20 protein-coding genes are annotated in these 22,494 nt (G+C 71.7%); 5 read left to right on the top strand and 15 right to left on the bottom strand.

Going from position 1 to position 22,494, the window contains the following annotated elements:
* Nucleotides 1–30: 30 nt before the first annotated feature.
* The 6 genes from AB0M92_RS06380 to ureA all read right to left on the bottom strand — a co-directional run bounded on the left by AB0M92_RS06380 (nt 31) and on the right by ureA (nt 7,568).
* Nucleotides 31–1,380, bottom strand: coding sequence for a hypothetical protein (locus AB0M92_RS06380; protein WP_366100938.1), 1,350 nt, complete (start codon nt 1,378–1,380; stop codon nt 31–33).
* A 94-nt stretch (nt 1,381–1,474) separates the two neighbouring features.
* Nucleotides 1,475–3,109 (bottom strand): citramalate synthase, encoded by a 1,635-nt coding sequence (cimA, locus tag AB0M92_RS06385; RefSeq protein WP_366100939.1) that lies wholly within the window; start codon nt 3,107–3,109, stop codon nt 1,475–1,477.
* Nucleotides 3,110–3,406: 297 nt separating this feature from the next.
* Complete coding sequence (locus AB0M92_RS06390; RefSeq protein WP_366100940.1) at nt 3,407–4,015, bottom strand: TetR/AcrR family transcriptional regulator; 609 nt, start codon at nt 4,013–4,015, stop codon at nt 3,407–3,409.
* A gap of 29 nt (nt 4,016–4,044) precedes the next feature.
* Nucleotides 4,045–5,082, bottom strand: coding sequence for an agmatine deiminase family protein (locus AB0M92_RS06395; protein WP_366100941.1), 1,038 nt, complete (start codon nt 5,080–5,082; stop codon nt 4,045–4,047).
* A gap of 42 nt (nt 5,083–5,124) precedes the next feature.
* A complete protein-coding gene (locus AB0M92_RS06400) occupies nt 5,125–6,858 on the bottom strand; it encodes an urease subunit alpha (protein WP_366100942.1) in 1,734 nt (577 codons plus the stop codon).
* Nucleotides 6,855–7,568, bottom strand: a complete 714-nt coding sequence (gene ureA / locus AB0M92_RS06405; protein WP_366100943.1) for an urease subunit gamma — start codon at nt 7,566–7,568, stop codon at nt 6,855–6,857. Before ureA ends, AB0M92_RS06400 begins: the two co-directional genes overlap by 4 nt.
* A gap of 156 nt (nt 7,569–7,724) precedes the next feature.
* On the opposite strand from ureA, the gene AB0M92_RS06410 reads away from it, so the two are divergent.
* Nucleotides 7,725–9,152 carry a cytosine permease gene (locus AB0M92_RS06410; protein ID WP_366100944.1) on the top strand — a complete coding sequence of 476 codons (1,428 nt, stop codon included), beginning with the start codon at nt 7,725–7,727 and terminating at the stop codon, nt 9,150–9,152.
* An 80-nt stretch (nt 9,153–9,232) separates the two neighbouring features.
* On the opposite strand, the gene AB0M92_RS06415 is transcribed toward AB0M92_RS06410, so the two are convergent.
* From AB0M92_RS06415 to AB0M92_RS06435, 5 genes are all read right to left on the bottom strand, one after another.
* Nucleotides 9,233–9,667, bottom strand: coding sequence for a hypothetical protein (locus AB0M92_RS06415; protein ID WP_366100945.1), 435 nt, complete (start codon nt 9,665–9,667; stop codon nt 9,233–9,235).
* Between the two features lie 419 nt (nt 9,668–10,086).
* Nucleotides 10,087–11,172 carry a branched-chain amino acid aminotransferase gene (locus AB0M92_RS06420; protein WP_048475979.1) on the bottom strand — a complete coding sequence of 362 codons (1,086 nt, stop codon included), beginning with the start codon at nt 11,170–11,172 and terminating at the stop codon, nt 10,087–10,089.
* A gap of 242 nt (nt 11,173–11,414) precedes the next feature.
* Nucleotides 11,415–12,455, bottom strand: coding sequence for a 3-isopropylmalate dehydrogenase (locus tag AB0M92_RS06425; protein ID WP_229336321.1), 1,041 nt, complete (start codon nt 12,453–12,455; stop codon nt 11,415–11,417).
* Between the two features lie 97 nt (nt 12,456–12,552).
* Complete coding sequence (locus AB0M92_RS06430; RefSeq protein WP_266625109.1) at nt 12,553–12,681, bottom strand: hypothetical protein; 129 nt, start codon at nt 12,679–12,681, stop codon at nt 12,553–12,555.
* A 261-nt stretch (nt 12,682–12,942) separates the two neighbouring features.
* Entirely contained in the window at nt 12,943–13,599 is a 657-nt protein-coding gene (locus AB0M92_RS06435) for a LysR family transcriptional regulator (protein WP_366100946.1), read from the bottom strand.
* A 101-nt stretch (nt 13,600–13,700) separates the two neighbouring features.
* On the opposite strand from AB0M92_RS06435, the gene AB0M92_RS06440 reads away from it, so the two are divergent.
* Both AB0M92_RS06440 and AB0M92_RS06445 read left to right on the top strand, forming a co-directional pair.
* On the top strand, nt 13,701–14,717 hold the full coding sequence (locus AB0M92_RS06440) for an NADP-dependent oxidoreductase (RefSeq protein WP_366100947.1): 1,017 nt from the start codon (nt 13,701–13,703) through the stop codon (nt 14,715–14,717).
* A gap of 119 nt (nt 14,718–14,836) precedes the next feature.
* Nucleotides 14,837–16,864 carry a phosphocholine-specific phospholipase C gene (locus AB0M92_RS06445; protein ID WP_366100948.1) on the top strand — a complete coding sequence of 676 codons (2,028 nt, stop codon included), beginning with the start codon at nt 14,837–14,839 and terminating at the stop codon, nt 16,862–16,864.
* A gap of 4 nt (nt 16,865–16,868) precedes the next feature.
* Here the strand turns inward: AB0M92_RS06445 and AB0M92_RS06450 are convergent, their stop codons facing one another.
* Complete coding sequence (locus AB0M92_RS06450) at nt 16,869–17,405, bottom strand: GNAT family N-acetyltransferase (RefSeq protein WP_366100949.1); 537 nt, start codon at nt 17,403–17,405, stop codon at nt 16,869–16,871.
* 99 nt (nt 17,406–17,504) lie between these two features.
* Between AB0M92_RS06450 and AB0M92_RS06455 the strand changes: the two genes are divergently transcribed.
* Nucleotides 17,505–18,206, top strand: a complete 702-nt coding sequence (locus tag AB0M92_RS06455; RefSeq protein WP_366100950.1) for a nitroreductase family protein — start codon at nt 17,505–17,507, stop codon at nt 18,204–18,206.
* A 3-nt stretch (nt 18,207–18,209) separates the two neighbouring features.
* Here the strand turns inward: AB0M92_RS06455 and AB0M92_RS06460 are convergent, their stop codons facing one another.
* On the bottom strand, nt 18,210–18,641 hold the full coding sequence (locus AB0M92_RS06460) for a MarR family transcriptional regulator (protein WP_366100951.1): 432 nt from the start codon (nt 18,639–18,641) through the stop codon (nt 18,210–18,212).
* An 88-nt stretch (nt 18,642–18,729) separates the two neighbouring features.
* On the opposite strand from AB0M92_RS06460, the gene AB0M92_RS06465 reads away from it, so the two are divergent.
* Entirely contained in the window at nt 18,730–19,656 is a 927-nt protein-coding gene (locus AB0M92_RS06465) for a zinc-binding dehydrogenase (RefSeq protein WP_366100952.1), read from the top strand.
* Nucleotides 19,657–19,738: 82 nt separating this feature from the next.
* On the opposite strand, the gene pruA is transcribed toward AB0M92_RS06465, so the two are convergent.
* Nucleotides 19,739–21,370: an L-glutamate gamma-semialdehyde dehydrogenase gene (pruA, locus tag AB0M92_RS06470; RefSeq protein WP_366100953.1), complete on the bottom strand. Its 1,632-nt coding sequence runs from the start codon at nt 21,368–21,370 to the stop codon at nt 19,739–19,741.
* Between the two features lie 31 nt (nt 21,371–21,401).
* A complete protein-coding gene (locus AB0M92_RS06475; RefSeq protein ID WP_366100954.1) occupies nt 21,402–22,328 on the bottom strand; it encodes a proline dehydrogenase family protein in 927 nt (308 codons plus the stop codon).
* Nucleotides 22,329–22,494: the final 166 nt, after the last annotated feature.

The raw sequence follows: 22,494 nt of genomic DNA on the forward strand, positions 1-22,494 counted from the left end.
TCCCGGGGGCGGTACCGAGGGGCACGGCCCCTAGAAGCCGCCCCCGCCGTCGAACCCGCCGCCGCCGTCGAACCCGCCCCCGCCGCCGAAGTCCCCTCCCCCGAAGTCGGAGGAGTTGAAGTCGGCGCCGGAGAAGTCCCCGCCGACGTAACCGCCACCCATGTCGGAGGCGTAGGCGGGACTCGACATCATCGAACCGAGCATCGTGCCCACGAGCAGCCCGGGCAGGATGCCGCCGCCGAAATATCCACCGGCCCACGGGCCGTACGCCGGGCCCGCGTCGTAGTACGGACGCGGGCCGTACTCCGTGTCGACCGTACGGACCGCCGGGTCCTCGCCGTCACGCAGCCGGACGGCGTCCGCCGCGCACACGGGGACGGTACGCGCCACCCCGCCGGCCGGCGACCACGCGGCGTCCTGCGTGCTCGGCCCGTGCCGCGGGTCGAAGAAGCAGGGCGAGCGGCGCTCGGGCAGCGGCTTCCCCTGACGGCGCGCGTCGAGGCGGGCCAGCGCGAACCGGCCGTCCTCCAGGGCCTGGGTGACCCCCTTGACCTCTTCCGGGTACTGGACCGAGGCCATGATGTCCTTGGCCTTCTCGTACGAGTCGAGGCCCTTTTCGTAGTCCCCGCGCATCGCGTCGTCCGCGCCGGGCTCACCCGGGTGGAAGTCCAGCCGGTCCAGCTCCTCGCCGAAGGCCGTGATGTCCTCGTCCACGACCACGCGCAGCTTCTCGATCGCCTCGCGCCGCGCCTCTTCCTTCTTCTTCCGGTTCCGGCGCACCAGCGCGTACGCACCGCCGCCGCCGATCACGGCCACCGCGCCGAGCGCGACCAGACCGCCGACCGGGACCCCGGCGTCGGCGCCCGTGTCGCCCCAGGAGGCCGGTGCCCGGCCCTTGACCTGCGTCAGCGCCTGGTCGACGAAGTTGTTGATCTCCGTGGTCGCATCCACGGGCCCGCCGGCCTTCACCGCGTCCGTCAGGTTGCGGACCGCGTTGGGGGGCATGACCGAACGGTCGGCGCCCGCGTTGAAGCCGTCGCCGAGCCGGATCGCGTACAGCCCGGTGATGCCGGTCTCGGCCCGGACCGTGCGCAGCACGCTGTCGGCGGGGAACTCGGAGCCGGCCGGCAGCACGGCGACGAACACCGGCTTCCCCGCGTCCTTGATCTTCTTCGCGAGGGCGTCCGCCCGGTCCTTCGGCAGCTGCGCCTCGGCCCGGGGGTCCACGTACACCGGGCCCTCCTTGAGGGCCTCGGCCACGGCGGCGGGTCCGGTGGCCGCCACCGCCTGCGGGGCGGCCACCAGCGCGGTCGCGGACAGGGCCAGCAGCAGGCCGCCGAGCAGTCGACCGGAACGTACGGGTATCAGCCTGGTCCTCATGCTCCAGACGCTACCGGAACCGCCCCTTTTCTGTGTGAGATGGACATAAAGCCCAGCGGCCCCCGCGGCACGTTCCCGGCGGCGGCCCGGCGGACTACTCGGCGGGTTCGACGCCCGCATGGAGGAGGCCGTACGTGAAGGCGTCCTCCAGGGCCTGCCAGGAAGCGGCGATCACGTTCTGGGCGACGCCCACCGTCGACCACTCGCGCGTGCCGTCCGTCGTGGCGATCAGGACGCGCGTCGTGGACTCCGTGCCGTGCTTGCCCTCCAGGATGCGGACCTTGTAGTCCACCAGCTCGAACTTGGCCAGCTGGGGGTAGAAGCGCTCCAGGGCCACCCGCAGCGCCCGGTCCAGGGCGTTGACGGGGCCGTTGCCCTCCGCCGTGGCGACGATCCGCTCGCCCTTGGCCCACAGCTTGACCGTGGCCTCGTTGGCGTGGGTGCCGTCGGGGCGGTCCTCGACGATGGCCCGCCAGGACTCCGTACGGAAGTACTTGCGGGCGCGGCCCTCGACCTCGGCGCGCAGCAGCAGCTCGAAGGAGGCGTCGGCGGCCTCGTACGTGTAGCCCGACAGCTCCCGTTCCTTGACCCGCTCCACGACCCGGGAGACCAGGGCCCGGTCCCCGCCGAGATCGACGCCGAGTTCCTTGCCCTTGAGCTCGATGGAGGCGCGGCCGGCCATGTCGGAGACCAGCATCCGCATGGTGTTGCCGACCCGCTCGGGATCGATGTGCTGGTAGAGGTCCGGGTCGACCTTGATGGCCGAGGCGTGCAGGCCCGCCTTGTGCGCGAAGGCCGAGACGCCGACGTACGGCTGGTGCGTGGAGGGCGTGAGGTTGACGACCTCGGCGATGGCGTGCGAGATGCGGGTCATCTCGGCGAGCGCGCCCTCGGGGAGGACCCTGCGGCCGTACTTGATCTCCAGCGCGGCGACAACCGGGAAGAGGTTGGCGTTGCCGACGCGCTCGCCGTAGCCGTTCGCGGTGCACTGGACGTGCGTGGCGCCCGCGTCGACGGCGGCCAGCGTGTTGGCGACGGCGCAGCCGGTGTCGTCCTGGGCGTGGATGCCCAGCCGGGCTCCGGTGTCGGCGAGCACGGTCGCGACGACCGCGGTCACCTGGGCGGGGAGCATGCCGCCGTTGGTGTCGCAGAGGATGACGACGTCGGCGCCGGCCTCGTGGGCGGTGCGTACGACCGACTTCGCGTACTCGGCGTTGGCCCGGTACCCGTCGAAGAAGTGCTCGCAGTCGACGAAGACGCGGCGGCCCTGGGCGACGAGGTGGGAGACGGTGTCGCGGACCATCTCCAGGTTCTCTTCGAGCGTGGTGCGCAGGGCGAGCTCGACGTGCCGGTCGTGGGACTTGGCGACCAGGGTGATCACCGGGGCGCCCGATTGGAGCAGGGCCCGTACCTGCGGGTCCTCGGCGGCCGAGCCGCCCGCCCGCCGGGTCGCGCCGAAGGCGACCAGCTTGGCGTGCTTGAAGTCGATCTCGGCGCGGGCGCGGGCGAAGAACTCCGTGTCCCGGGGGTTGGCGCCGGGCCAGCCGCCCTCGATGAAGCCCACTCCGAAGTCGTCCAGGTGCCGGGCGATCGCCAGCTTGTCGGCGACGGTGAGGTTGATGCCCTCACGCTGGGCGCCGTCGCGCAGGGTGGTGTCGAAGACGTGGAAGCTGTCCGCGTCGTCGGCGGGGTGCTGAGCCGCCGGCCCTGTCGCCTCTGTCGTCGTCATGCTGAGTGACTCCCTGTCGGATGAGTGGTTCCGGACTGCCCGCCCGAGAGCGGGCTGCCGCCACTGCCCCCAATCATCGCGCGCGGTCCGCTTCCGGCAGGAGTGGAGCCGGGAAACGAAAAGACCCCTCGCGGGTGCGAGAGGTCTGCGCGCGGGTCTGGGGCACTGTGGCCGCTTCCGCGAAGTTCTTCCGCGGTTCAGCGGCCACTGCGGACCGGCGCGCTGCTGTCCATAATCATGAGCTGAGCAGGCACGTCCGCAGTGTGTCACACCGTCTCACCGCGAGAGCACCGCGTCTCACGATACGAGAGCCTCGTCGAGGAATTCCGAGACGTGGGCCAGGATGTCCGCCCGCCCTATCCCGGGCAGGCCGACGGCGACCTGGATGCTGAACCCGTCGAGCAGGGCCCGCAGCCGCGCGCCGAAGCGGTCGGGGTCCACGGCCCGGAACTCCCCGCGCGAGATGCCCTCGGCCAGCAGGGCCACCAGGTCGCGGTGCCACGCTCCCTCGATGGCGGCCTGGCGCTCGCGTTCCTGCGGACCGGCGTTCTGCGAGCGGTTCCAGACCTCCAGCCACAGGGTCCAGTGCGGATCCCGGGCCTCCTCGGGCACATAGAGGTCCACGTACGCCTGGAGCCGCTCGCGCGCCGAGCCGCTGCGGCCCAGCAGTGCCCGGCGACGGGCGCCCAGGGCCGCCTCGCTCCACTCCAGCGTCTGCAGCAGGAGCTCGTCCTTGCTGCCGAAGTAGTAGAGGAGGTGGCCGCTGCTCATGCCGACCTGGCGGCCCAGCCCGGCCATGGTCAGGCCCTCCAGGCCGCGCTCGGCGATCGTGGCCATGGCGGCGACGAGTACGTCCTCGCGCGGCGGCGCGTTCTTCCGCACCGCACGTACTCCACCCGCCGCCATGGGCCACTCCTTCGTCGATCCGCCGCAGGTCAGACCTTCGGCTGCTGCTGGGTGATGCAGTGGATACCGCCACCCCCGGCGAAAATCGTACGTGCGTCAACCAGTGTCACGGTCCGCTCGGGGAACAGGCCGCGGAAGATCTCGGCGGCCTCCTCGTCGCGCGGGTCGTCGAAGGAGCACAGCACCACGCCGCCGTTGCACAGGTAGTGGTTGATGTAGGAGTAGTCCACCCACTCCCCGTCCTCCTCCAGCACGGTCGGCGCCGGGATCTCCACGACCTCCAGCCGCCGGCCCCGCGCATCGGTGGAGGCGCGCAGGATGGCGGCGATGGTCTTGCAGCGCTCGTGGTCGGGGTGGGCGGGGTCGGGCTGGGAGTGGACCATGACCACGCCGGGGCGGGCGAAGGCGGCCACGATGTCCACGTGGCCTTGCGTGCCGTAGGTGCCGTAGTCGCCGGCCAGGCCGTACGGAAGCCAGATCGCCTTGGTGGTGCCGAGGTGGGCGTGGACCTCCTCCTCGACCTGCCGGCGGGTCCAGCCGGGGTTGCGCCCCTCGCCCAGCTGCACGGTGTCGGTCAGGAGCACGGTGCCCTCGCCGTCCACGTGGATCGCACCGCCCTCGTTGACGAGGGGCGTGCTGTACGTACGGGTGCCGGCGAGGTCCGAGACGTGCCGGGCGACCTTGGAGTCGTGCTCCCAGCGGGCCCACTGCTGGGCGCCCCAGCCGTTGAAGGTCCAGTCCACGGCGGCCAGCTCGCCGGCCTCGTTGGTGACGAAGGTCGGGCCGATGTCGCGCATCCAGGCGTCGTCGAGCTCGCGCTCCACCAGCCGCACGTCCTCGCCGACGACGGCGCGGGCGCTCTCGGCGTCACCGGGCGAGACGACGAGGGTCACCGGCTCGTACGAGCGCACCGCGCGGGCGACGGCGCCCCAGGCTTCGCGGGCCTCGGCGAGCTCCCGCTCGTTGGTGAAGGTCGGGTTGGGGCTGGGCCAGGCCATCCAGGTGCGCTCGTGGGGCGTCCACTCGGCGGGCATCCGGAAGCCGTGGTCCGTGGGCTTTGCAGTCATGGCAGGGTCCTTAAGGGCTGTGCCGCCTACGAGCTGTGGCGGTTACAAGAAGTACAGGCGGTTGAGGGAGACCGAGTCGGCCGCTTCGGAGCGCAGCGGGTCGCCGTCGAGGGTGACGAGCCCGCTGCGCGCGTCCACGTCGACCGCGCCCACCCGGGAGTTGAGGAGGAGGTTCCCGGGGCCGATGCCGCGGGTGCCGCGGACGGCGACGCGGCGGCGTCGGGTGGGCATCTCGTCGCTGCCCAGCGCCGCCGCGGCTGCGGAGACGAAGGCGACGGAGATGTCGGCGGGGGTGGCTCCGTACGAGCCGAACTGCGGTCCGAGGACCAGCGGTTCGCAGGTGTCGGTGGCTGCGTTGGGGTCGCCGGTGACCCCGTACGCGGGGAAGCCGGACTTGAGGACCAGCTGCGGTTTGGCGCCGAAGAACGGGGGGCGCCACAGGACGATGTCGGCCAGCTTGCCGACCTCGATGGAGCCGATCTCGTGGGCCAGGCCGTGGGCGATGGCCGGGTTGATGGTCAGCTTGGCCATGTAGCGCAGGACGCGGGCGTTGTCGTCGCCCTCGCCGTCGCCTTCGAGGGGGCCGAGCTCGCCCTTCATCTTGGCGGCCATGGCGAAGGTGCGGCGGATGGTCTCGCCGGCGCGGCCCATGCCCTGGGCATCGGAGGAGGTGATGCCGATCGCGCCCAGGTCGTGCAGGACGTCCTCGGCGCCCATGGTGCCCGCACGGATGCGGTCGCGGGCCATGGCGGCGTCGCCGGGGAGGTCCGGCTTGAGGTCGTGGACGGAGACGATCATGCCGTAGTGCTCGGCGACCGCGTCCCGGCCGAAGGGCAGGGTGGGGTTGGTGGAGGAGCCGATGACGTTCGGCACGCCCGCCATCTTCAGCACGTTGGGGACGTGTCCGCCGCCGCAGCCCTCGATGTGGAAGGCGTGGATGGTGCGGCCGTCCAGGACGCGCAGGGTGTCCTCGACGGACAGGCACTCGTTGAGACCGTCGCTGTGCAGGGCGACCTGTACGTCGTGCTCCTCGGCCACCCGCAGCGCGGTGTCCAGGGCGCGGGTGTGGGCGCCCATGTCCTCGTGGACCTTGAAGCCGCTGGCGCCCCCTTCGGCCAGGGCCTCGACCAGGGGCGCGGCGTCCGAGGAGGAGCCGCGGGCGAGGAAGCCGATGTTGACGGGCCAGGCGTCGAAGGCGTTGAAAGCGTGGCGCAGCGCCCACGGGGAGTTGACGCCGACGCCCCAGACCGGGCCGAACTCCTGGCCGATGATCGTGGTGACGCCAGCGGCGAGCGAGGCCTCCATCACCCTCGGGGAGAGCAGGTGGACGTGGGTGTCGACGGCGCCGGCGGTGGCGATCAGGCCCTCGCCGGACACGATGCTCGTGCCGGTGCCGACCACGACGTCCACCCCGTCGAGGGTGTCCGGGTTGCCGGCCCGGCCGATGGCGTGGATGCGGCCCTCGCGGATGCCGATCGAGACCTTGCGGATGCCGAGGACGGCGTCGATGACCAGCACGTTGCTGATCACGACGTCGCAGGTCTCCCGGACGGCCGCGGCCTTCAGGTGCAGTCCGTCGCGGGCGGTCTTGCCGAAGCCGGCCAGGAACTCGTCGCCCGGCTTCTGGGCGTCGTGCTCGACCCGGACGGTGAGCCCGGAGTCGCCGAGCCGGACCCGGTCGCCGACGCGGGGGCCGAAGACGGAGGCGTACTCGTGGGGGTCGATGTGCCGGCTGCCCGGCGCACAGTGGTCGCTGTGCCTGGTCTGCTTGCTCACGCCTGCTCTCCGTCTGCCGATTCGTCGCTTCCCGTGCCCAGGTAGCCGCAGGCCGCGGCGCGGCGCAGGGCCTCGTCCTTGGCCCCGGGGGCGTCCAGGGGCCCGTCGACCAGTCCGGCGAAGCCGATCGCGATGCGGTCGCCGCCGATGGGGACGAGGCCGACCTCGGCCTCACCGTGCGGGTCGAACCGTACGGACGAGCCCGCGGGCACGCACAGCCGCATGCCGTAGGCCGCGGCGCGGTCGAAGTCGAGGCGGGGGTTCGCCTCGAAGAAGTGGAAGTGGGAGGTCACGCTCACCGGCACGGGGGCCGTGTTGCGCACGTGCAGGTGCAGCGCCGGCTCCGGCTGCGGGGCGCCGGGGCCCGGTACGACGGCGCCCGGGGCGTTATCGCCGAGCGGCACCGCGCCCCGGATCGGGGCCGGGACCACCGCGAGGCGGGAGCCGTCGTCGAAGACGGCCTCCACGTGCACCTCGGTGACCACGTCGGCCACGCCGGGCAGCACATCGGCCGGGCCGAGCACGCTGCGGGCCTCCTCGATGGCCTCCGCGAGCCGCTTGCCGTCACGCGCGGCCTCGCAGACCGTGTCCGCGACGAGCGCGGTGGCCTCCGGGACGTTGAGCCTCAGTCCGCGGGCCCTCCGGGCCCTGGCCAGTTCCGCCGCGCTGCGCAGCAGCAGCCGGTCGCGCTCCGTAGGGGTCAGCCGCACGCCGATCCACCACCTTTTGAGTCGATGGGTTAGAGCATCACTCTAACTCTTCATTTCTCGGCAATGAAGCATTGACCTGGGACCAGCGGTTAGGTCACATTGAGTGTCGTTCAAACACATGCGAACCACCCCCCGCCCTGCCAAGGGAGTCCCCCCATGCCCATCGAACAGCGCGGAGTCGACACCATCCCCGAGGAGGAGCGGACGAGCGGTCCCCGTGACCTGATCTCGATCCTGCTCGGCTCCAATCTCTGCCTCGGCGTGATCGTGTTCGGCTGGCTGCCCCCGTCCTTCGGACTGGGTCTGTGGCCCTCGGTCACCGCCATCGTGACCGGCACGCTCGTCGGCATCGCCTTCACCGCGCCGCTGGCGCTGGTGTCCCTGCGCACGGCGACCAACCTCTCCACCTCCAGCGGCGCCCAGTTCGGCGTGCGCGGCCGGCTCGTCGGCTCGGTGGTCGGCCTGCTGCTCGCACTCGGCTACACCGCGCTCACCCTGTGGATCGGCGGCGACGTCATGGTCGGCGTCCTGTCCCGGCTGACGGGTCTGCCGGACACCGGCGTGACGCGGGCCGTGATGTACGGGGTACTGGCCGCCTGTACCGTCGTCGGGGCCGTCTTCGGCTACCGGCTGCTGCTGCGCATGAGCAAGGTTCTCTCCATCGGCATGGTGGTGCTGCTCGCCGTCGGCCTGTTCGCGTACGCCCCCGACTTCACCACCGCCGCCCCGCCGCAGACCTCGTACCTGCTCGGCTCCTTCTGGCCGACCTGGCTGCTCGCCGCCGTCGCCGCCGGGCTCAGCGGACCCGTCGCCTTCATCACCCTGCTCGGCGACTACACCCGCTACATCTCCCCCCGCAGGCACGGCTCCCGCAAGGTGTTCTGGTCCACGGCCCTCGGCCTGCTGATCGGCCTGCTGATCCCGCAGCTGTTCGGCACCTACACCGCGCTCGCCGCCAGGGCCGGCGCCGACTACGCCGGGCCCCTCGTCGAGGCCGCGCCGTTCTGGTACCTGCTCCCGCTGCTCGCCGCCGCCGCGGCCGGCTCGGTGGGCAACGCCGGGCTGATGCTCTACTCCATGGGCCTCGACCTCGACGCCATCGTGCCCAGGGCCACCCGCGCCAAGGCCACGCTGGTCGCGGCCGCCGTGGCCACCGCGTTCGTCTTCATCGGCTCCTTCGAGTGGGACGTGCAGTCAGCGATGACCTCGTTCGTGCTGCTGCTGACGGCGATCGGCACCCCCTGGGCCGTGATCACGCTGATCGGCTACGTCCGCTGCCGCGGGCAGTACGACCCCGACGCGCTCCAGGTCTTCAACCGCCGCTCGGTGGGCGGGATCTACTGGTACCGCGCCGGCTGGAACGTGGCCGCCACCGTCTCCTGGGCCGTGGGCGCCGGAGTCGGCCTGCTCGCGGTGACCACCCCCTTCTACGAGGGCCCGCTGCTCGCCCTGACCGGCGGCGTGGACTGCTCCTTCGTCCTCTCCGGCCTGGCCGGCGGCCTCGTCTACACGGCCCTGACGTTGCGGACCGCGGGTGCGGCCGGCACCGCGGCCGCGGGCAAGGTGGCGGTCGCCGTCGACTGACGGCGGACGCCGGGACCGGTGCACGGCGCGGGCCCCGGGGGGACGTCCCCCGGGGCCCGCGCGACCGTCGCCGCCGTGCGCTAGCGGCAGTTGTTCGCGGTCGTCGCCTGGGTGGCCGCGGTGTCCAGCGCCTGCACCTGCGGCTGGAGCTGAGTGATCGCGTCCTTGCCCGTGGTGTCGCCCGGCAGGTCCTCGTAGGCCTTCTTGAGGTTCTCCGCGGCCGTCGTCACGGCGTCCTTCTCCGCCGACTTCAGGGCCGAGGTGTTCTCCTTGACCTTGTTCCAGTCGTTCTGGACGGCGTCGTACGCCGACTTCAGCTGGTCCTTGGTGGCCGTGGCCGGGCTCAGCGCCTTGAGCGCGGCATTGTCCGACTTCAGCTGGACCAGGCTGGTGCACAGCGCCGCACTGGCCGACGAGGCTGCCTCCGCCGGCGTCGTGTCGTCATCGCTGGAGCATGCCGAGGCGCCGAGTACCACGGCCGCGCACAGCAGGCTGGAGGCAACGAACCGCTTCATGGGAATCCGCCTTCCCGCCGGCCGTGGCGGCCGGCGCACGAGAGATTCACGCCGCTGGGGGGCGCAGCGTGCCGCCCGGAGCCGTTGTCCGGCGCCGCAAGGGCGGGCGCGATCAACGTCGCACGCCCGTACGCCCACCGCATCTCCGAACGGGCCGGACCCGCGCGCCGCGACGGAGCGCCGGGCGGGCCGAAAGGGGCCGCGGACACGGGCGCGGGCGGGCGCCGCGCCCCGGGCGGGCGATGGTGCGAAGCACCTTCGGCGGACCCGCGTACGGGTGGCCCGTACGGGTGAGGCGACCCGCCCGCACCGGCCGGCGAGCCGGGCCCCGGACCACACGAAGAGGCCCCGGCCTCCCGGCCGGGACCTCTCCTTCGCGGCGCTCTTCGTGACGCTCTTCGCGGCGGGCGCGCCGCCGACTAGCCGAGCGGGTGCATCCAGCCGTGGGTGTCGGCGGTGCGGCCGGTCTGGAGCTCCAGCAGCGCCTTGCGGAGCTTCATGGTGACCTCGCCGGGCTCGCCGGTGCCCTGGGTCCAGTTGGCGCGCTCGGACTTGACCGAGCCGACCGGGGTGATGACGGCGGCGGTGCCGCAGGCGAACACCTCGGTCAGGGTGCCGTTCTCGTTGTCGCGCTTCCAGTCCTCGGTGGAGATGCGTCCCTCCTCGGCGGTGTAGCCGAGGTCGCGGGCGATGGTGAGGAGGGAGTCGCGGGTGATGCCCGGCAGGAGCGAGCCGGTCAGCTCCGGGGTGACGATGCGGTCGCCGTAGACGAAGTACAGGTTCATGCCCCCCATCTCCTCGATCCAGCGGTGCTCGACGGCGTCGAGCCAGACCACCTGGTCGCAGCCGTGCTCGGCGGCCTGGGCCTGGGCGACGAGCGAGGCCGCGTAGTTGCCGCCGGTCTTGGCCGCGCCCGTACCGCCCTTGACGGCGCGGACGTACTCCTCGGAGAGCCAGACGGAGACCGGCTTGACGCCGCCGGGGAAGTACGCGCCGGCGGGCGAGGCGATGACCATGAAGAGGAACTCGTTGGCCGGACGGACGCCGAGGCCGACCTCGGACGCGAACATGAACGGCCGCAGGTACAGGGAGGCCTCGCCGGACTCCGGCACCCAGGCCCGGTCCTGCTTGATGAGCGCGTCGCAGGCTTCGATGAAGAGGTCGGCGGGCAGTTCGGGCATCGCCATGCGGCGGGCGGAGGCCTGGAAGCGCTCGGCGTTGGCCCGCGGGCGGAACGTGGCGACGGTGCCGTCGGGCTGCTTGTAGGCCTTGAGACCCTCGAAGATCGTCTGCGCGTAGTGCAGGGTCATGTTCGCCGGGTCGATCGACAGCGGCGCGTACGGGACCAGCTCTGCATCGTGCCAGCCGCGGCCCTCGGTCCACTTGATCGTCACCATGTGGTCGGTGAAGTGGCGGCCGAAGCCGGGGCTGGCCAGGATCGCCTCGCGCTCCGCATCGGACAGCGGGTTCGAGGAGGGCTTGAGCTCGATCGTGGGCGTCGTCATGAGTGCTTGTCCTTCACCGGTTTTGTAGGGCGGACCGCGCTCACGGCGTACCAGGACGTCCGAGCTTCTCCGCATTCCGCGGTCTCGCGTTCGATTATCGCTCGCGAGGTGCCTGCGGAGAAGCGGGGTGAAGCGGAGTGAATGCGGCCCAGGGGAGATGGTGGCACCCGGGGCCGCACAGGAAAAGCCGCCGGGTGCGTCGTACGCGCGACCCGGCGGCTTCCTGAGGTGGAGCTGCCGGGTCAGCCGGCTACTCGGGCGGCGAGCGCGTCGCCGATCTGCTCGGTGGAGCGGAAGGTGCCGTCGCGCTCCGCGAGGTCGGCCGAGACCGCGTCCTCGATGCGGACGGCCCGGTCCTCGTGGCCGAGGTGGCGCAGCAGGAGGGCGACCGAGAGGATCGTCGCGGTCGGGTCGGCCTTGCCGGTGCCGGCGATGTCCGGGGCCGAGCCGTGGACGGGCTCGAACATGGACGGGAAGGCGCCGGTCGGGTTGATGTTCCCGGAGGCGGCGAGGCCGATTCCGCCGGTCACGGCCGCGGCCAGGTCGGTGAGGATGTCGCCGAAGAGGTTGTCCGTGACGATGACGTCGAAGCGCTCGGGCTGCGTGACGAAGAAGATCGTCGCGGCGTCGACGTGCAGGTAGTCGGTGGTGACCTCGGGGTACTCCTGGCCGACCTTGTCGAAGATGTTCTTCCACATGTGGCCCGCGTACACGAGGACGTTGTTCTTGTGGACCAGCGTCAGCTTCTTGCGGGGGCGGGAGTTGGCCCGCTCGTACGCGTCGCGGACGACGCGCTCCACGCCGTACGCCGTATTGATGCTGACCTCGGTGGCCACCTCGGCGGGCGTACCGGTGCGCAGGCTGCCGCCGTTGCCGGTGTACGGGCCCTCGGTGCCCTCGCGGACCACCACGAAGTCGATCTCCGGACGGCCGGCCAGCGGGGTGGCCGTGTTCGGGAAGAGCTTCGACGGGCGCAGGTTGATGAAGTGGTCGAAGGCGAAGCGGAGCTTCAGCAGCAGGCCGCGCTCCAGCACGCCGGACGGGACCGACGGGTCGCCGATGGCGCCCAGCAGGATCGCGTCGTGGTGCTTGAGGGCCTCCAGCTCCGCGTCCGGGAGGGTCTCACCGGTGCGGTGCCAGCGCTGCGCGCCGAGGTCGTACTCCTTGGTCTCCAGCTTCACGTCCTGGGGCAGGACCGCGGTAAGGACCTTGAGGCCCTGAGCCACGACTTCCTGGCCGATGCCATCACCGGGGATCACTGCGAGATTGATGCTGGTCGACATGTCGGAACCGTACTCCCGGTCCCAGCCCTCGGTCATATTGCGTCCACCATGTGGACCCATACGGCCGAGGGCCGGCGTGCTCGGCGGGGGGGGGTGCTCAGTGGCCGGTCGAGCCGCCGTTGTCCCGGCGGTCCAGGGCGCGCTGGAGGGCGGCCGCGGCGTTCTTGCGGTCGGCGTCGGCCGTGGAGGAGTGGCGGACGCGGCGGGCTGCGGTGGATGCGGTCATGGTGATCGACTCCTTGAGATCACGGCGTGGCGGGGCCACGGATGAGGGGTTCCTTCAAGGCGCCGGAAGAGGCGGGGAGCGGTGCGCGGCAGGGGTTGCCTGCCCAAGGGCGCGCGCTCTCGACCGCCATTCGCCGGATCGGCGAGACGTTCGGCTCCTACAAAGCTAGGGCAGCTCCCGTTGTATGTCTCCGCAATTAGTCGGGCTTCCTACTATCTGAGACGGGCAACCCCCCGAAAGGGCCCTCCGCGAAGCTCCGATTCAGGCCTTCTCAGAGCGAAGTTCCCTGATCAGAGCCCGTACGGCCAGAGTCGAGGCGGATTCCGGCGTGGTGACGTATCCCACGCGTCTCACGGGCCCCGAAGGGCCCAGACCGGTGATGTCCACGGCGTCCGTGGCCTCGCGCAGCGACAGCTCGGGCAGGATCGCCATGCCGAGCCCGCGCCCGACCATGGTCAGCACCATCGCGTCGTCCTCCGCCTTGACGGTGGCGCGCGGGATCCAGTCCTGGGCCCGCCACCAGTCGCGGGTGTACGAGCCGCAGTTCTCGTCCCAGTCCAGCAGGGGCAGCGCCCTCGGGTCCGGATGTCCGGCCGGGTGGACCAGGGCGTACGCCTCCTCCCGGAGCACCCCGGTCAGCAGTCCCTGCGCGCCCGCCTCCGCGGGTGCGGGTCCGGTCCCGTTCAGCGTCGCGATGCCGAGGTCGGCGCGGCCCGCCGCCACCTCCCCCGCCGGGGTGGGCGAGGCCCCGCCGCGCCCGCGCTCGAAGAGGACCGCGCCGACCTTCGCCTCGCTGCCGCGCACCGAGTGCGAGACGGCCGACTGGGTGAGGCCCAGCCGGACGGCCGCGGCGGAGAAGCCGCCGGTCTCGGCGACGGCGACCAGGACCCGGAGTTCGTGCGGAGCGAGCTCGGCCACTGCGGCTCTCACCTCGTTCTATGAGCGGTGTTCATGGATGTGCTGCTTCCATGAGCGCAACCCCCTGCCCGGGCCGGTGATTCCTTCCTAGCGTCCTCACCATGACCACGAACCACACCGCCCGCGCCGTCCACCAGATCGCCCGCCCCTCCGGTTTCCCCGTCGCGGCCGACTTCGCTTACGTCGAGACCCCCGTCCCCTCCCCCGCTCCGGGCACCGCCCTGGTGCAGAACCTGCTGCTCTCGGTGGATCCGTACCACCGCGGGATGATGGACGGCGACGAGGGCGGCTTCGCGCTGAACACCCCGCTGGAGGGCCGCTCGGTGGGCCGGGTGCTCGCCTCCCGGGATCCGGGGCTGCGCGAGGGCGACCTGGTCTTCCACCGCCGGGGCTGGCGCACCCACGCCCTCGTCACCCTCGGCGTGGACGGCACCCGCAAGCTGCGCGGCCACGCGGGCGTCCCGCTGGAGGCGTACCTGAGCATCCTCGGCGGCACCGGCCTGACCGCGTACGCCGCCCTCACCCGGACCGCCGCGCTGCGCGAGGGCGAGGACCTCTTCGTCTCGGCCGCCGCGGGCGGGGTGGGCACCGCCACCGGGCACATCGCGCGGCTGCTGGGCGCCGGCCGGATCGTCGGCAGCGCGGGCTCGGCGGCGAAGGTCCGTCACCTCACCCACGCGCTCGGCTTCGACGCGGCCTTCGACTACCACGACGGGCCGGTCGGCGAGCAGCTCGCGCAGGCGGCGCCCGACGGCATCGACGTGTACGTGGACAACGTGGGCGGGGACCATCTGGCGGGCGCGATCGACGTGCTGCGCGAGTACGGGCGGATCGCCTGGGTCGGCGGGATCTCGATGTACAACGGGGACCGCTCGCCCGCCGCCCCGCGCAACCTCTTCGAGGTCGTCCACAAGTCGCTCCGCCTGGAAGGGGTATTGGTTCGCAATCACACCAATTTGCAGAACGAGATGGAGGACTTCCTGGTCCCCCACCTGCAGAGCGGCCGGATCGGTACGGACACCACGGTTGTCCAGGGAATTGATCACACGGTGGAGGCCTTCCTGGGCATGCTGCGGGGCGACAATCTGGGCAAAATGCTGGTCCGTCTCGAAGACTGAATCAAGCCAACCGGATGTTCACCGACTTCTTACCGCACGGATGTAGACCTTTGGCCCGGCGCCCGCCACTCTTTCCGTCAATGTGCCAGCGGGGCACTTGAGTTGGAGGCGAGTAGCCAGTGACACCGATCAGCCGCAGAGGTTTCGTGGGAATCGGCGCCGGGCTGATGGCCGGGGCCGCCCTGCCGGCGATCGCGCCGACGTCGGCGGCCGCTGCCGCCGCGACCGGCACGATCACCGACGTCAAGCACGTGGTGATCCTCATGCAGGAGAACCGCAGCTTCGACCACTACTTCGGCAAGCTGAAGGGTGTCCGCGGCTTCGGCGACCGCGCCGCCGGCAACATCCCGGGCGGCTGGGGCACGTTCAACCAGTCCAACTGGGGCGGCCGGCAGTACCCGTGGAAGCTCAGCTCCACCCCCGCGGCGGGCGGTGTCGACGGCGAGACCCTCGCCCAGTGCAACGGCGACCTCCCGCACAGCTGGACCTCGCAGCACGCCGCCTGGAACAAGGGCCGGATGGACAACTGGGTGCTCGGCGTCGGCAACACGCGCACCCTCGGCTACCTCGACCGCGGGGACATACCGTTCCACTACGGGCTCGCCGACAACTACACGATCTGCGACGCCTACTTCTGCTCGACGCTGAGCGCGACCGGCCCGAACCGCACCTTCCTGTGGAGCGGCAAGGTCGACGCGGGCAGCAAGGACGGCGGCGACGAGTCCGGGCTGACCTGGGAGACGTACGCGGAGGCCCTCCAGCGGGCCGGCATGAGCTGGAAGGTCTACCAGAACGCCCAGGACAACTACGGGGACAACGGGCTGGCCTACTTCAAGAAGTTCACGGACGCGGCGCCCGGCAACCCGCTGTGGGACCGCGGCATGGGCTCCGTCCCGAAGGTCACCGGCTCCACCCCCGACGACATCGCGGCCGCCATCCGCGCGGACGTCGTCGCCGGCACCCTGCCGCAGGTCTCCTGGGTCGTCGCGAACGAGGCCTTCTCGGAGCACCCGTACGCCCCGCCCGGAGACGGCGCGCACTTCGTGGACCTGGTCTACCGGGCGCTGTCCGCGAACCCGGAGGTCTTCGACTCCACCGTCCTGTTCCTCAACTACGACGAGAACGACGGCTTCTTCGACCACGTCCCGCCGCCGGTCGCCCCGCCCGGCACCCCGGGCGAGTACCTCGACGGAACGCCGATCGGCCTCGGCTTCCGCGTCCCGATGATCGTCATGTCCCCGTGGACGCGCGGCGGCTGGGTGAGCTCGGAGGTCTTCGACCACACCTCGGTGCTCCGGTTCATGGAGACGTGGACGGCGGCCCTCGGCACCCCGGCGGCCTGCCCCAACATCAGCGCCTGGCGCCGCAAGGTGACCGGCGACCTGACCGGCGTCTTCGACTTCGCGCGCCCGGTGTACGGGGTGCCGGCCGGACTGCCCTCGACCGCGAAGGTCATCGGCCAGGCGACCTGCGGCCCGCTGCCCAACCCGGCGCCCCAGGACAACGCGCTCCCGGTGCAGGAGGCCGGCACCCGTCCGGCGCGGGCCCTTCCGTACCAGGTGAACGGCAACCTGGACCGCTTCGAGTTCGGCGCGGCCGGCAAGATCCTGGCCTGGTTCTCGATGACCAACCAGGGCCCGCAGGCGAAGCAGGCGGCGCACTTCTCGATCCACCCGCACCAGTACCGGGACACGGCGGCCTGGCAGTACACGGTGGATCCGGCCGGCACGGCGACGGACTACTTCAACATCGGGCTCGGCAGCGGTTCCGGCAAGTACGACATCTCGATGTACGGACCGAACCGCTTCCTGCGCCGGTTCATCGGCGACACGTCGAAGGCGGGCAAGGCGATCGAGGTGGCGGCCCGCTTCGCGGTGGAGCCGGGCACGGGCAAGACGGCGCTCTACTTCAAGATGACGAACGGCTCGGCCGCGCCGGTCACCTTCACGATCCGCTCGAACGCCTACCGCTCGGACGGCCCGTGGACGTACACCGTCCCGGCGAACTCCTCGCGCGAGGACTACTTCAACGCGGTCGCCTACAACAACGGCTGGTACGACTTCACGATCCTCGCGGACAACGACGGCACCTGGTCGCGCCGGTACACGGGCCACATCGAGACGGGCGCGCCCAGCATCTCGGGCTGACGCGCTACAACACGTCGCCGTCGCGCCAGTCGAAGTCGAGCCGCCCGGCGGGGTCCTCCAGCGCCCCGCCGGGCGGGAACCACACGTACGTCGACCCCTCCTCGTCGGGGAGCCGCACCGGTCCGGCGGGTGACAGCGCTCCGATCCGCCCGCCCCACACGACCCACCCCCGCCGCTCGTACAGCCGGGCGCCGTCGGCGGAGGCCGACAGCGCCCCGAGTACGTAGGCCCGCTCGATGACGCCCTCCAGCGCGTCCATGACCCGCCCGCCGAGGCCGTGCCCGCGCCGGTCCGCCCGTACGGCGACGGCCTCGACGTATCCGGTCCGCAGGGCCCGGCCCCGGTACAGGACCCGCCGCTGCACGACGCTCCCGTGCGCGACGAGCTCCCCGCCCTCGCGGACGAGGGCGTGCATGCCGCCGAGCGCGTGCTCGAAGTCCTCGTCGGCGAAGTCCCCGCCGAAGGCCCGGTCGAGCAGCTCCCGCAGCTCGTGGAGCTCGCCGTCCCCCAGCCGGGAGGTGTGCTTCAGCAGGACGTCCATACGGCGACGCTATCAACGGCCGCAGGAAAGGCCGGAAATCCGCGAGGGCGACCGGAACGGGCCGTGCCCCCGCGCGTCCGCACGCCCGAGGATCGGTGCATGCCTCCCGAGACCCGGCAGTGGACCCCCACCCACGGTGCGCCCTACCAGCCCGTCGCCTACCGGCCCGCGCGGCTGCCGAGCGCGGAATCGCTCGCGCGGGCCGCGGAGTTGCGCAAGCGCATGGACGAGCGGCGGACCGTCCGCCACTTCTCCCCCGACCCCGTCCCCGAACAGGTCGTACGCGACGCGATCGCCTGCGCGGCGACCGCCCCCTCCGGGGCCCACCAGCAGCCGTGGACCTTCGTCCTGGTCAAGGACCCGCAGGTGCGCCGGCGGATCCGCGAGGCCGCCGAGCGGGAGGAGCTGCTCTCGTACGACGGGCGCCTCGGCGAGGAGTGGCTGGCGGCCCTGCGCCCCCTGGGCACGGACGCCGTCAAGACCCACCTGACCGACGCCCCGGCCCTGCTCGTCGTCTTCCGGCAGCGCTACTGGCTCGGCCCGGACGGCGCCAAGCGCAAGCACTACTACGCGGACGAATCGGTCGGCATCGCGGTCGGCATGCTCCTGACCGCCCTCCACCTCAGCGGCCTCGCCGCCCTGATCCACACCCCGAGCCCGATGCGCTTCCTCTCCCAGGTCCTGCACCGCCCGGAGAACGAGAAGGCGTTCGCGGTCATCCCGGTCGGCTACCCGGCGGACGACTGCGAGGTCCCGGACCTGCTCCGGAAGTCCCTGGACCAGGTCATGACCGAGGTCTGAGGCCTACGGGGCCTCGTGCAGGCGGGTCAGGAGGGCCGTCAGCCGCTCGCGCTCCGCCGGGGTGAGGGGGGCGAGGAACTCCGCGTTCGCCGTTTCGGCCAGGGCGGCGCAGCGGGTGAGGGCATCCCCGCCCGCCGGGGTGAGGGTGACGGCGTTCTTGCGGCGGTCCGCCGGATCCGGGGCCCGCAGGAGGAGGCCGGCGCCTTCCAGGTGATTGAGGAGCCCGACCAGGTCCTTGGGGTCGATCCCGAGCAGGCGGCCGAGATCGGCCTGGGCCACCGGGCCGTGCTCCGCGGTCGCCGCCAGCACGGCGTGGTGCGCGAGCTTCAGTCCTTCCCCGGCGAGCGCCTCGGCGACCAGGCCGCGGCCGCGTGCCGCGACCCGTCCGACGAGCCAGCTCGGGAGGGACTGGATGTGTGCGAGGGCCGAGGTCATGGACCCAGCCTAACAATTCATTGGCATTCCCCACGATCTCGTATACCGTTGGGATCCCCAATGAATCCGACTCCGTCCGGGAGGTCCTGTGCTGCGCATCCGCCACGAGGTCAACGGCGGCCCCGAGGTGTTGTTCGCCGAGGACGTGGCCGTGCCCGTCCCCGGCCCCGGGGAGCTGCTCGTCGCGGTCGAGGCCGTCGGGGTCACGCTGCCCGTCGTGCGCAAGGTGCGGGAGGGCGCCGGGCCGGTGCCGCTGGGCGGCGAGGTCGCCGGGACCGTGACCGCGCTCGGCGCGGGGGTGCACGGCTTCGCCCTCGGCGCGCGCGTCACCGGGCTGTGCTTCGGCCACGCTTACGCCGAATACGCGCTGCTCGCGGCCCCCTTCGCCGCCGCAGTCCCCGACGGGGCGAGCTCCGTGGACGCCGTCGCACTCGTGCGCAGCGGGCTCGTCGCCCGGGGTGCCTGGGAGGCCGGGCGGATCCGCCCCGGGGAGTCCGTGCTGGTGACGGCCGCCGCGAGCGGGGTCGGCAGCCTCGCGCTCCAAGTGGCCCGGGCGGGCGGGGCGGGGCGGCTGGTCGCCGCCGTCTCCAGCCCGGACAAGGCCGGGTTCGTACGGAGCCTCGGCGCCGACGAGGTGGTGCTGTACGGGGACCCGGCCGCCTGGGGCGAACCGTACGACGTGGTCCTCGACGGGGTCGGCGGCGAACTGCTCGGCCCCGCCGTGCGGGCCCTGGCCACGGGCGGCCGGCTGGTGGCGTACGGCTCCGGCGGCGGCTCGGTGGAGGCGTACGAACTGCTGGTGCGCGGCGCCTCGATGATCGGGTTCCAGATCCGGGCCGTCGCCCAGGGCCGGCCCGAGGAGTACGAGCGCTGGCGGCGCGAGCTGTGGAAGGCGTACGCGCAGGGCTCCCTGCGCCCCGCGGTGCACGGGGAGATCCCGCTGGCCGAGGCGGCCCGCGCGCACGCCCTGATCGAGGAGCGGCGCAACCTCGGCAAGGTGGTCATGATCCCCTGACCGACGGGTCGGGAACTGGGACCGCCCCCGATCCGGACTTGGGGGTACCGGAACGGGGGCGGGGTTCAGCAGGGGGCCCGGGTCAGCCCATGTGCGGGTACGCGTAGTCCGTCGGCGCGACCAGCGTCTCCTTGATGGAGCGCGTCGAGGTCCAGCGCATCAGGTTCGAGGCGGCGCCCGCCTTGTCGTTCGTACCCGAGGCGCGGCCGCCGCCGAAGGGCTGCTGGCCGACCACGGCGCCGGTCGACTTGTCGTTGATGTAGAAGTTGCCCGCCGCGAAGCGGAGCTTCTCCATCGCGTCGGCGGCCGCGTAGCGGTCACCCGCGATGATCGAGCCGGTCAGCGCGTACGCCGACACCGACTCCATCTGGGCCAGCATCGCGTCGAACTCGGCGTCCTCGTACACGTGGATCGCCAGGATCGGGCCGAAGTACTCGGTCGTGAAGACCTCGTTCTCCGGGTCGGTGCACGCGATGACGGTCGGGCGGACGAAGTAGCCCTCCGAGTCGTCGTAGGTGCCGCCGGCGACGATCTCGCAGGTCGGGTCGGCCTTGGCGCGGTCGATCGCGGCCTTGTTCTTCGCGAAGGAGCGCTCGTCGATGACGGCGCCGATGAAGTTGGTCAGGTCGGTGACCGGGCCCATGGTGATGCCGTCGACCTCGGCCGCGAAGGCCTCCTTGAAGCCGTCGTTCCAGATCGAGGCCGGGACGTAGGCGCGCGAGGACGCCGAGCACTTCTGGCCCTGGAACTCGAAGGAGCCGCGGGTCAGCGCGGTCTTCAGGACGGCGCGGTCCGCGGACGGGTGCGCGACGACGAAGTCCTTGCCGCCGGTCTCGCCGACCAGGCGCGGGTAGGACTTGTACTTCTCGATGTTGTTGCCGACCGTCTTCCACAGGTACTGGAAGGTCTTGGTCGAGCCGGTGAAGTGGATGCCGGCCAGTTCGGGGTGGTTCAGGGCCACCTCGGAGACGGCGATGCCGTCGCCCGTCACCAGGTTGATGACGCCCTTCGGCAGACCGGCCTCCTCCAGGAGCTCCATCAGGAGGACCGCGGAGTGGGTCTGCGTCGGGGACGGCTTCCACACGACCACGTTGCCCATCAGGGCGGGGGCGGTCGGCAGGTTGCCCGCGATGGCCGTGAAGTTGAACGGCGTGATCGCGTAGACGAAGCCTTCGAGCGGGCGGTGGTCGCTGCGGTTCCACACGCCGGCGGAGTTCGCGACCGGCTGCTCGGCCAGGATCTGGCGGGCGAAGTGGACGTTGAAGCGCCAGAAGTCGACGAGCTCGCACGGGGTGTCGATCTCGGCCTGCTGCGCCGTCTTCGACTGGCCCAGCATGGTGGAGGCGGCCAGCTTCTCGCGCCACGGGCCGGACAGCAGCTCGGCGGCGCGCAGGATGATCGCGGCGCGGTCGTCGAAGGACATCGAGCGCCAGGCCGGGGCGGCGGCCAGGGCGGCGTCGACGGCCTCCTGGGCGTCGGCCTCGGTGGCGTTCGCGTACGTGCCGATGACCGACTTGTGGTCGTGCGGCTGCACGACGTCGAAGCGCTCGCCGCCGCCCATCCGCTTGACGCCGTTGATCGTCATCGGCAGGTCGATCGGGTTCTCGGACAGCTGCTTCAGCTGCGTTTCGAGGCGCGCGCGCTCCGGGGTGCCGGGGGCGTACGAGTGGACCGGCTCGTTGACCGGCACGGGGACCTGGGTCACAGCATCCATGGGGCTGGTAACTCCTTGACCTGGTTCTGGGCTAGTTCTTGGTGATCATCGAGCGGAGGAAGAACAGGAGGTTGGCGGGCTTCTCGGCGAGGCGCCGCATGAAGTAGCCGTACCAGTCCGTCCCGTACGCGGTGTAGACGCGCATGCGGTGGCCCTCGGCGGCGAGCCGCAGGTGCTCCTCGCCGCGGATGCCGTACAGCATCTGGAACTCGTACTCGTCCAGCTTGCGCCCGGCCTTGCGGGCGAGCTCCTGCGCGATGGCGATCAGGCGCGGGTCGTGCGACCCGATCATCGGGTAGCCCTCGCCGTCCATCAGCGTCTTCAGGATGCGGACGTACGCCTTGTCGATCTCGGCCTTGTCCTGGTACGCGACCTCGGCCGGCTCCTTGTACGCGCCCTTCACGATCCGGACGCGGCTGCCGGCGGCGGCCAGGCGGCGGGCGTCGCCCTCGGTGCGGAAGAGGTACGCCTGGATCACACAGCCGGTCTGCGGGAAGTCGCGGCGCAGCTCCTCGTGGATGGCGAACATCGAGTCGAGGGTGGTGTGGTCCTCGGCGTCCAGCGTGACGGTGGTGCCGATGGCCGCGGCGGCCTCGACCACCGGGCGGACGTTGGCGAGCGCGAGCTCGTGGCCGCCCTCCAGCGCCTGGCCGAACATCGACAGCTTGACCGACATCTCGGCCTTCTCGCCGAGGCCCAGGCCCGCCAGGTGCTCGATGAGGTCGAGGTAGGCGTCACGCGCGGCGTGGGACTGCTCCACCGTGGTGATGTCCTCGCCCACCACGTCGAGCGTGAGCTCCAGGCCCTTCTCCGTGAGGTCCACGACGATCGGGATGACCTGGTCGACCGTCTCACCGGGGATGAACCGGTTCACCACGGGCTTGGTCACCGGGGCGGCAGAGACGATTCGGCGCATCTTGTCGCTGCGCGAAGCGGCGAGGATCGCGGGACCCAGCACGGGGCACCTCCAACAGGTGGCAGAAGCAGTCGTACGGTCCGCGAGGGGGTGGGCGGGGCCGTAAAGAAAACGCATGTAAAACCACCGTGAAACCTAAGGATCGCTTTGATCCTCTGCCATCGACAGCTGTCACGCATCCGTGTCCCCGATCTCATACATCTGTCTG

Origin of the sequence: Streptomyces sp. NPDC051582, from assembly GCF_040681715.1 — a bacterium.
Taxonomy (GTDB): Bacteria; Actinomycetota; Actinomycetes; order Streptomycetales; family Streptomycetaceae; genus Streptomyces.